This window comes from Microcoleus sp. B5-D4, from assembly GCF_036705145.1.
Lineage (GTDB): Bacteria > Cyanobacteriota > Cyanobacteriia > Cyanobacteriales > Microcoleaceae > Microcoleus.
The window spans coordinates 12,412-22,097 of record NZ_JAUBTV010000105.1 but is presented as its reverse complement, the minus strand read 5'-3'; the positions used below and the strand labels follow the sequence as shown (position 1 = coordinate 22,097).

General features: G+C 47.0%; 9 protein-coding genes. 6 read left to right on the top strand and 3 right to left on the bottom strand.

What is annotated here, in order from left to right; translation table 11 throughout:
- Positions 1-366 precede the first annotated feature (366 nt).
- On the bottom strand, positions 367-1,389 hold the full coding sequence (locus QUB10_RS30225) for an alpha/beta fold hydrolase (RefSeq protein ID WP_333206878.1): 1,023 nt from the start codon (positions 1,387-1,389) through the stop codon (positions 367-369).
- A 418-nt stretch (positions 1,390-1,807) separates the two neighbouring features.
- On the opposite strand from QUB10_RS30225, the gene infC reads away from it, so the two are divergent.
- The 3 genes from infC (at position 1,808) to QUB10_RS30210 (ending at position 6,143) form a co-directional block, all read left to right on the top strand.
- Positions 1,808-2,344 (top strand): translation initiation factor IF-3, encoded by a 537-nt coding sequence (gene infC, locus QUB10_RS30220; RefSeq protein ID WP_006635262.1) that lies wholly within the window; start codon positions 1,808-1,810, stop codon positions 2,342-2,344.
- A gap of 107 nt (positions 2,345-2,451) precedes the next feature.
- Positions 2,452-5,496: a HEAT repeat domain-containing protein gene (locus QUB10_RS30215; protein WP_333206877.1), complete on the top strand. Its 3,045-nt coding sequence runs from the start codon at positions 2,452-2,454 to the stop codon at positions 5,494-5,496.
- 170 nt (positions 5,497-5,666) lie between these two features.
- Positions 5,667-6,143, top strand: a complete 477-nt coding sequence (locus QUB10_RS30210) for a Crp/Fnr family transcriptional regulator (RefSeq protein ID WP_333042796.1) — start codon at positions 5,667-5,669, stop codon at positions 6,141-6,143.
- Positions 6,144-6,383: 240 nt separating this feature from the next.
- Here the strand turns inward: QUB10_RS30210 and QUB10_RS30205 are convergent, their stop codons facing one another.
- Positions 6,384-6,797 carry a peptide chain release factor 1 gene (locus tag QUB10_RS30205; RefSeq protein WP_333206876.1) on the bottom strand — a complete coding sequence of 138 codons (414 nt, stop codon included), beginning with the start codon at positions 6,795-6,797 and terminating at the stop codon, positions 6,384-6,386.
- A gap of 165 nt (positions 6,798-6,962) precedes the next feature.
- On the opposite strand from QUB10_RS30205, the gene QUB10_RS30200 reads away from it, so the two are divergent.
- Together QUB10_RS30200 and QUB10_RS30195 are read left to right on the top strand one after the other, a co-directional pair.
- The gene (locus QUB10_RS30200) at positions 6,963-7,169 is read left to right on the top strand and encodes a hypothetical protein (protein ID WP_190740439.1); all 207 of its coding nucleotides are present in this window, start codon (positions 6,963-6,965) and stop codon (positions 7,167-7,169) included.
- Between the two features lie 239 nt (positions 7,170-7,408).
- Positions 7,409-7,828 (top strand): DUF6335 family protein, encoded by a 420-nt coding sequence (locus tag QUB10_RS30195; RefSeq protein WP_333206875.1) that lies wholly within the window; start codon positions 7,409-7,411, stop codon positions 7,826-7,828.
- A 93-nt stretch (positions 7,829-7,921) separates the two neighbouring features.
- Here the strand turns inward: QUB10_RS30195 and QUB10_RS30190 are convergent, their stop codons facing one another.
- On the bottom strand, positions 7,922-8,155 hold the full coding sequence (locus tag QUB10_RS30190) for a winged helix-turn-helix domain-containing protein (RefSeq protein ID WP_333206879.1): 234 nt from the start codon (positions 8,153-8,155) through the stop codon (positions 7,922-7,924).
- A 738-nt stretch (positions 8,156-8,893) separates the two neighbouring features.
- On the opposite strand from QUB10_RS30190, the gene QUB10_RS30185 reads away from it, so the two are divergent.
- On the top strand, positions 8,894-9,595 hold the full coding sequence (locus tag QUB10_RS30185) for a DUF4079 domain-containing protein (RefSeq protein ID WP_333206874.1): 702 nt from the start codon (positions 8,894-8,896) through the stop codon (positions 9,593-9,595).
- Positions 9,596-9,686: the final 91 nt, after the last annotated feature.

The following is a 9,686-nucleotide window of genomic DNA, read 5'->3' as shown; positions in this document are numbered from 1 at the left end:
AGTTACATCGTCAAATATTTTTAACTGGTTTACACACTGCTGTTATTGTACCTCATCTTTCTGAGAAAGGCTATAGCCGCTGGGGAGTCAATCTCGAAGATCAAATCGACTGACTCTCAAGATAGGGAAGTTTTGTACTATAGCAACTGCCCTGACGGTGAGGACGTTCTTAATTTTTGAAACCTAAGCGGTCGATTGCGCCTTCTTGCAGGACTTCTTTTTACCCGCTTTGCTTCGCCCCTAGAGCTTTCAACATCTGCTATACAATACCACCGGTGCGATCGAGTTCTAGCAAATTTATTTTTGAGCGGGATCGATACCTGCAAGTTATTTTTTTCCCCTAGTAATCCACTGCCCCATGTCTAATCAACAGTGCTGCAATTCGCTCTCGCCCCTAGGTGCAAAATTCCGGCTCATCCAGTTCAAAATTGCTTGATTTACTTGTTCCGGGCATTCATCTTGGGGACAGTGGCCGGCATTGTCTAATTCAACTAGCTCTACATAATTGGGATTGCATTCGACAAATTGGTGGGGTCGGGCGAACCGAGGGGGAATCATCCGGTCTTGTTTGCCCCAAATTAACAGCATGGGGATTGTTAAATTTCGCATCACAATCTTGACACTGGGGCAAAATTTTGAACTGCCTACAGCTTTAAATAAAGCGCAGAAGGCGCGGGCGGCTCCCCGATCGCCTGCGGGCCCTGCTAGAATTTCCACTAATTCGTCGGTAACAGCTTCGGGGTTGGAGTAGGCAAAGCCAACCCAGCGGCGGACAAAGGAAGGCTTGCGGGCAAAATAAAACAGAGGCCTGAGTACGATCGGAGAAACAAACAAACTTTCAACCGCTTCGATCGCCGGAAGCAGCCATCCAGGCACCGCCTCGGCTCGCACAGAGGGGTCTGGGAGGCTAATCATTACCGTGCCGGCCACCATGTCCGGGTGAGCCGCCGCTACGGCCAGACAAATTAGCGAGCCGATCGAGTTTCCTGCCAATATTACTGGCTCTCTGATAAAAGTTAGCCAAAAATCATAAACTTGATCGACCCACAGAGACACAGAGTAGTCGATCGGAGCTTTTTGGGAAGCGCCAAACCCTAACAAATCCAAGGCGTAAACCGTTTGGTTTTCGGCTAGTTGGGCGAGATTTTGTCGCCAGTGACCGATCGAAGCTCCAAACCCGTGCAGTAAAATAATCGGCGTTCCCGATGCGCGCGCGGCAATTGGTTCGGCCGCAGAATCTTGAAATTCCAGCGCGCCTTGATTTCGTCCCCCATCGGGCCGCAAATAAGTGTAGCGAGTTTGCCAACCCCGCCACATCCAGTCTCGTTGAGTTCCCACCCGTTGGTGCCACAGCAGAGAATTTGTCAATTTTGCCTCAGATCGCAACATAAATTTACACTTGCTTATACCTATTCTACAAGGCAAATCAGGCGACTTGGGGGAGTTGCCAGACCGGGCGAGATGGGCTAGGAAAAGCGGTTTTACCTCATCCTTAAGCTTTTACCCTGAATTTTTGACGGTTTTGTCATCGATCGGGCAAGGGGGCGGGCGATCGTGTGTGAAGTTAAAATAAAACTAGGCAGAAACTCAGCCAGAGTGAGTAGAATAGCAAGTATTGTAAGAATTCATTTACGATCAGTCCAAATATTCCCCAAGGCTTTAGCGCAGGGGACACAGGGCGCGGTAGTACGTCCGGTAAGGGTAACACCTTATAAAACAGTTTGATCGTCAATCGTGAAAAATTGACCGATCAAACCTGTAACTATCAAAAAGCTTCGCTATTAAACTACTGCTTGTAAAACCATTCATGCCTGTGATTGAAAGAAGACAAAATCGCAACCTACCCCAGATCAACGAAAATATTCGATACCCCAAAATCCGGGTAATCGATACCGACGGCGCGCAACTAGGGATATTGACGCCTGCAGAAGCGCTGCGCCTGGCAGAAGAAAAAGAACTGGATCTCGTACTTGTCAGCGACAAAGCTGACCCGCCCGTATGCCGGGTAATGGACTATGGGAAGTACAAATTCGAGCAGGAAAAGAAAGCGCGAGAAGCAAAGCGGAAGCAGCACACTGCCGATGTTAAAGAAGTGAAGATGCGCTACAAAATTGAAGAACACGACTACCAAGTGCGCCTCAAACTAGCAGACCGCTTTATCAAATCTGGGGACAAAGTAAAAGCCACGATCATGTTCAGAGGTCGGGAAATCCAACACAGCAACCTAGCAGAGGACTTGCTTAAGCGCATGGCCACAGATTTGCAGGAAATCGCAGAAGTGCAGCAAGCGCCGAAAAAAGAAGGACGCAGTATGATGATGCTGCTGTCGCCGAAAAAAGTATAAATAGATAGTCATTAGTGAGCAGTCATCAGTCATAAACTGGTGACTGATAGCTGATGACTTCGGAAGTTAGTCAGGAATAAGCTACCACACAGGGAAATCAACGCTGCATGGAAAATTTTCAAATCAGCGGTTCGGCGGGAGTAAGACAAGGAGTGCTACGATCGCTCAACCTGCGATCAGAAGAAGTAGAGCGAACCTTACTGATGTTCCTCGTCTACACTCTAACCTCCGTCGGGCTGATCTGGCTGGAACTCAGCACAGTAGGTCTGTTTTTAGACGAGTACGGTGCCGACAAAATGCCTTTTATCTACATAGCCAGCGCCTTTATCGGTTCTGGCTTGGGATTTGTCTACTCGTGGCTGCAAAAAATCCTGCCGCTGAGGCGCACCGTCGTAGTGGTTCTGGGCATGATGTCGGTACCGCTATTTTTGTTTCGATTCGGAATTGGCTACGAAAATACTAAGATAGCTGGCATCAGCATCGCTTTTATTACTATTTTTTTGATGTGGCTGTGGGTGGAAGCTTGCTATGTCCTCAATGACCTCAACACTTCTATCACTTCCAACCAACTGTTTAATATTAGAGAAATCAAGCGCACCTATCCGCTAGTCAGTAGCGGCTATCTAGTAGCTGGAGTAGTCAGCGGATTTTCTCTGCCTGTTTTGCTGTACGTAGTCGGACTCAAAAACGTTACCCTGATATCGGGGTTGATGGTGGCGACAGGCTCGGTGTTGCTGTACTACCTCACGGAAAAATACAGCCAAGCATTCCCGGAAACGGCTCACTGGACGGATGACGACGAAGACGACGACCAAGAAGAATTTACCGCCCGCAAAGTTACAGGCCCGCTGCAAAAATACGCCGTACCTCTAGTCAGTTTCTTCATCCTCGCAGAAGTCGTCTACGTGCTGGTAGATTTCCAATTCTACAGCCAGCTAGAATACCAAAACCCGGGGGACGGAGCTAGCTGGATCGCTAGCTTCCTGGGCATTTATGAAGGCATACAAGGCCTGTTTCAAGTGGCGACTCAGTGGTTCGCTTCGAGTCGGTTGGTGGAAAGAATCGGTGTATTCGTGACGGCGATGATTTTGCCGGCAGGCATCGCTATACTCGGGGTGCTGACCATAGGAGCATCTCTGGGCCAGCTAGTATCTGTGTTCATCGGCCTGATATTGCTGAGATTTTTAGACGAACTGCTCCACTACACGCTTTTGGAAACCGTTAGCCCGGTTTTATTTCAACCGATTCCCGACAATATTCGATCGGGAATTCAAACTTTGGTCAACGGTGTGGGCGAACCTTTGTCCTGCGGAGCTACAGGAGTAGGCATCCTGATTATGCTGTGGGTGACAGGCAAGATACTCCCTCAGCAAGACGAAAATGTATTTCACGACCAGCAAAGCTTGATATTTATTGGCGCGATCGTCATATTGGCGCTGTTGTGGGTGTTTGTCGTATGGTTGATCCGCTCTCAATACGTGGGTTTGTTGGTCAAAAGTGCGGAGCGGGGGCGCTTGGGCGTCACAGACGTTGACCTCAAAGCTCTCAAGCGCGCAGTGGTGGAAACTCTACAAAAGCCGGGGGGCGAAGATGAAAAGCGCTCTTGCATAGAACTCCTGACGCAAATTGACCCCAAAAATGTCGGAGAAGTTCTCGCTCCCATCCTCGATTCGCTGTCCCCTGGTTTGCAGCGCCAGAGCTTGGAAACGATGCTACAACACCCGAACCCCGCTTATTTAGAATCTGTCCGCGCACTCTCGCAGCAATCCTTGCCGCCGGAGGTGCTGGCTTTGGCTTTGCGCTACATCTGGCTGACGGAAGCTGAACCGAATATTGAGAGCTTGCGGCCGTACTTGCAGCCGACGGTCGATCCGGTGGTGCGGGGTACGGCGGCTGCTTTAATTATGAGAAGGGGCGATCGCCAGCAAAAGGCAGAGGCTACTAATACGCTGCGGCAAATGCTGACACACAAGCAAGAGCGGGAACGTGTTATGGGGACGCGGGCTCTGGGAGAAGCTGATTATTTGCAAGGACTGCGGCTGCATATCCCCAATCTGTTGCAAGATGAATCTCTGCGAGTGCGCTGCGCTCTGTTAGACGTGATTTCGTCTACTCATTCAGAAGAATATTATCCTTCGCTGCTACGCGGACTTGGTTACAAATCGACTAGGGAAGCGGCTTTGCAGGCTATAGTCAAACTTCACAACGACGCGATTCCTTTGCTCGTGTATTTGGCTGAGGACATCCACAAGTCGGATTTGGTCAGGTTGCAAGCTTGGACGGCTCTGGGTCAAATTGGAACTGTGGAGGCGATCGACATTTTGGTGAGCAATTTGATGACGGCTTGGGGAACGACGAGGCGCAATATCCTCCGCATCCTGTTGAAAATGCCTTCGGAAGCGGGGATAGAAGGGGTTCTAGACCGCATCGGCCGTAGCGGCTTGGAAACTCTTATCGAACAGGAGTTAATGTTTATCGGTCAAATTTATGCAGGTCTGGTAGATTTGTCTGGGGTAACGAGCTACGGCAATTTCTCGGATCGGGAAGCCAACAGCACCTGGGCACCTGGGAACGATACGGCTCAATTGTTGCAGCGGGCTCTGGCGGGGTTGGAAGCTGATGCTAGGGAGCGGTGTTTTTTGCTGATGAAGTTTCTTTATCCGTTGGACACGGTACAAGCCGCTGCTTTCAACATCGCTTCTGGCCAACCTTCTTTGGTTGCTAGGGGATTGGAAATTCTCGACAATACTGTGGATATAGCTAGGAAGCGATCGCTCATCAATTTGTTAGATCAACACTCGGAAAGAGAAAAATTGAGCAACCTCTCGGAATTGATGGTTTACAAACCTCTAGCGCCTAGCGATCGTTTGCGCCGCTTGCTAGAATTGCGCCACTTCCTTTCGGATTGGGCTTTGGCCTGCTGCTTTCACTTGGCGAGGGAAGCGCGCTGGAGTCTTACGGCTCAACAAACTCTCGTCTGTCTGCAACACCCGACGGGTTTTGTCCGCGAAGCAGTGTTAGCCTATTTGAAAATAGCCTCGCCCCGGGCTTTGGTCGAATTGTTGCCCAGGCTGCAAAATGACCCCGATAATTTGGTATCCGCTCAAGTTGAAGAAATGATGGCAGAGTTGGGTGCTGGGGGGAAAAGGTAAAGAAGGAAGAAGGAAGAAGGAAGAAGGAAGAAGGAAGAGGGAAGAAGGAAGAGGGAACAAAAAGAAACTATGCCCAATGCCCAATGCCCAATGCCCAATGCCCAATGCCCAATGCCCAATGCCTCTTCCTCTTCCTTTGTTTAAGTTTAAATTAATCACTGCATCTCATTATGTTAACAAGCGTCGAACGCCTATTGTTTGTGAGGGAGGTTCCGATTTTTAAGGAACTGCGGGATGATTTTCTCGTGCGTCTAGCATCGGTAATGGATGAACTTTCGTTTCCTTCCAAGCACAGGATTTTTACGGAAGGACAAGAAGGGCGGTCTCTCTATATTTTGGTATCGGGAACGGTGCGCGTGCATATAGGCGATCGGGATTTGGCACAGTTGAAAGCGGGGGCTTGTTTCGGGGAAATGTCGCTGTTTGATGCAGAACCTCGATCGGCTTCTATTTCTACTGTCGAACAATCCGAGTGTTTGATGCTGACTCAAATGCAGCTATACGATGCGATTGATGAAACGCCGGGAATTGCGGTGAATATTATTCGTTTGCTGTCGCGCCGGATTCGGGAGTTGAATCAAAAGTTGAATGCTAAAGAGGCAATTATGCCTCCTACAGAGACTGTGAGAGTTCCTGAAATGCGATGAAATTGGGGAATTGAGAATTGTGTTTTTAGTCGATCGGTAATTCTGCACAATTTATCTTCTGTAAGGTGCCAATAGCGCACAATTTTTCTGGCTAGTGTCCGCTATTGGCACCTTATACTAGATTCACAAAAAAATGTAACTATAGACAACCCCCAAACCAGAATATTCATCAGTCATAGCCAATCTAAAATCTAAAATCTAAAATCTAAAATCTAAAATTTAAAATTTAAAATGGCATTACTATCGCCAATAAGGCCGGCCCTTCCAAAAAACTCCCACCGTAACTCCGATTAGTGCAGTTTCCGATAAACTTGCTAATAAAGGAGGGATGGGTAGGAATGACTTTAACACCAAACCCAAGAGCACGCAGAAAACTAAAACCCACAAACTAATTCGGTTGAGCAAAAATTGTTGTTGCCAATACTCTAAAAAGTACACTGCTAAAGCTCCCATTCCCACAGCAGCAGCGAAAGGTATCAATGTTCCGAGGGATGAGCCGTAAAGAAGCGTCACGACGTTGCGGATTGGCCGCGATTGCGTGAAACCCCAGGCTAAAAATAACTCCAATCCAACCACGATGCAGTTGACGAGGGCGGCAATTTGCAGCATTTCTCGCCAAGGTAAAAGTTTTAAGCGCCGCAGAAAATTACTCACGATCGGCAGATTAGGTAGGTTGCTTTGATTTTATAACAGTTTTGCCCTGGCGATCGACCTTTGATGACAATTTGTGAAGTAAAATAAAGATATAGAGCAGTCTCTTGACAAATTCACCCAGAGTACCTGCCTATTAGTTGTTGGAACCGTGAAAGGAAAAAAGTTATGGTGGAGAACACTGTCGATTGTGCTGTAGCTTGCGTCAATGGCTGCGTTCTGGGCGACAAGTGCCCGAAGCGGGAATACGCAGAAGCAACGTCCAACTTTATTGAAAATACTTCTCTGGATAAAATGCTAGAAATAGCAGAGGAAGCGGTGAGAAGGAAACGGACGGAACCCCCCAAATGGATAATTCCTGATTTTCCCGAATAGAATTAACATCCCCATTAAAAAGTGATCGCCCGTTGCAAAAGGGCGATCGCTTTTTGTATTCCCAATGAAATAGCCGATTAAAATCCATATATTTCCTGGGATAGAAGCTAAAAACTTAAATTAGGAATTATTATATGACTTAATTATATCCATCTACAATTACTAAAAACAATTCATTTAAAGCCAAATTGGGACATTTTAAATTTAATTGAGTTCAAAAAGAAACAGGAGCAAGTATTGTGGCACAGCAAAAGAAACGCAACCCAAAAACAACTACAGAACGCGATAATGTGGGCGAATTGCCTCAACAAATTACCGAATCTTACGGTACCGGCGTCATTGATCAACCGGGAGTGAGCCCAGACGACATAACAACTCTGCAGGACAGCAGTTCGGAATACTCTTCCACTTCCCAAATCGGCGGCGAGGATGGCGATCCGGCTGCAGAACAAGAAAGTGCTACGGGCGAGCAATCGGTGGGCGGAACCGCGCCTACTCCCGACCTGGATATGGTTGACGAACTCGGAGCCGCTGCGGGCATAGAGATGGCGGATGGGGCTATTTTGCACACAACAGATATGCTTGAACATCGAGATGAAAGTCGGTGGGAATTAGACCCTAGTTCTGCGGAAGATTATCAGGAACGACCGGATTTATAGGTAGATTTTTCACCAAAAAATAGGTAGTATAATAGGAGCGGGTTCACCAGTATTCATACTTTATCTGCCAAGTATTTGTAAATCCGCCCCTCATCACTTTTGCTCTCGAAGCACATATCCAGCTCCCCGAACACTAGGCAGCAGGCGTTTGGAGTTACTTGCTTCTAATTTAATCCGTAACGCACGAATATACACTTCAATAATATGTGACTCGCCCATATTATTGTTACCCCAGAATTTTTCTATAATTAGGTCGCGGGTTATCATTTGACGGAAATTTTGCTGTATAAATTCTAACAAATCAAACTCTTTGGCAGTGAGTTCAATTAGTTGACGACCTCCCTAAACTTCAAGGGTTAAACCGTTCCAAATTAGGTCTTAAAATTGTAAATTATCCGGGTCATTTGCTTGAGTTGGGTGGAGAGGGGCTTTGACTGTCGCTAGGAGTTATTCAATACTGAAAGCCTAGTAACATATAGGCTCAAAGTGATGCAGGGAATTAGTGGCTAACCGGCACTGACATGACCGCCAGCAGTTTTCATTTCCCTGAGAACAAGGTAATTGTAATTGCTCGATTGCGTAATTGAGAAACCTGTAGCTCACCCAACTGACAACTGCTATATAGCAATCCTAAATGAATCGTAAAATTTTTACCCCACCCCAACCCTCCCCGATGCCTTGGGGAGGGAGTAAGAAATTCACAAATGATTTAGGATTGCTATATCTTCTTATTGCTCAACATCTCCGGTGAATTACCCCTCATAAAGCGTGTTTGTAGTCAGGACTTTAGCCCTCTATATGGGGGTGAATAATCATTATTAGTCCTGAGTACAAACTTACTGTGCTTAGATCACCGGGTATGATATTATGTATCGCAAAAACCGGGTTGATGAAGCCGGGAGCATCTCATATTTGTAAAAAGACTTCTTCTTCGTGCTTCCTTCTTCCTCTTTCCTCCTGACTCCTGACTCCTGGCTCCTAACTCCAATTTCTAGATTGGCTGCTTTCATTGAGATGCTCCCGATGAAGCGATGAAGCCAACCCTCTTCAACAAAAAGGTGATATATGGAATTTAAAGATTTTCTGGCTTTGCTGCATCCTATTTTAGCTGTAGCGATTGTTTTTCCTATGCTTGGTATTGTTCTCAATATGGGGTGGCAAACCATGCAGCGTCGGAAGCAAATTGCGATCGACACCAAGAGCAAAATTCCACCTGTAGTCGGTTCAGAACACGTCAAAGCAGGTCGAATTCTGTCAGGTTCTGTGGTAGGAGTGACGTTGGTGGGTCTAGCCTACCCGATTTTTGAGCATATTTTGAGCAAGGATGTTTGGAGCAAAAACTCGTTTCAGGTCATTTTCATTGTGCTGATGTTTGTTGCAACTGTGGGTTCTTTGGTCATGCTATATCGAGCGACACCCGCTTTATGGCGCGGCATATTTGCGACCCTAACAGGTACGGGTTTGGTGATTCTTGGCACTCAGGATGGCGTTTATCGGCGAACCAATGAATGGTATTGGTCTCACTACTACATTGGCATCGCCGCTGCGCTAATTATGGTTTTTTCCCTTGCCATCATTGAAGACATTTACAAAGACCGTTCAAATCGCTGGCGCACTATCCATGTCATCTTGAACTCGATCGCTGTGTTGCTCTTTCTGGGACAGGGAATGACCGGAACCAGGGATTTATTAGAAATTCCTCTAAACTGGCAGAAACCCTATATTTATACCTGTGATTTCACCAATAAGACCTGCCCAAAACCGTGAGCGATCGCATTACTTCGATATTCAAGTCTAAAATTAGTAGAAATTAGAATGGCGGGACGCCCAACCCCTACTCCCCACAAGCAATTTGATG

What these genes read in the sequence shown, in the direction of transcription:
- QUB10_RS30225 (WP_333206878.1), bottom strand. Translation starts at nt 1,389, where the DNA reads ATGTTGCGATCTGAGGCAAAATTGACAAATTCTCTGCTGTGGCACCAA.
- infC (WP_006635262.1), top strand. Translation starts at nt 1,808, where the DNA reads ATGCCTGTGATTGAAAGAAGACAAAATCGCAACCTACCCCAGATCAAC.
- QUB10_RS30215 (WP_333206877.1), top strand. Translation starts at nt 2,452, where the DNA reads ATGGAAAATTTTCAAATCAGCGGTTCGGCGGGAGTAAGACAAGGAGTG.
- QUB10_RS30210 (WP_333042796.1), top strand. Translation starts at nt 5,667, where the DNA reads ATGTTAACAAGCGTCGAACGCCTATTGTTTGTGAGGGAGGTTCCGATT.
- QUB10_RS30200 (WP_190740439.1), top strand. Translation starts at nt 6,963, where the DNA reads ATGGTGGAGAACACTGTCGATTGTGCTGTAGCTTGCGTCAATGGCTGC.
- QUB10_RS30185 (WP_333206874.1), top strand. Translation starts at nt 8,894, where the DNA reads ATGGAATTTAAAGATTTTCTGGCTTTGCTGCATCCTATTTTAGCTGTA.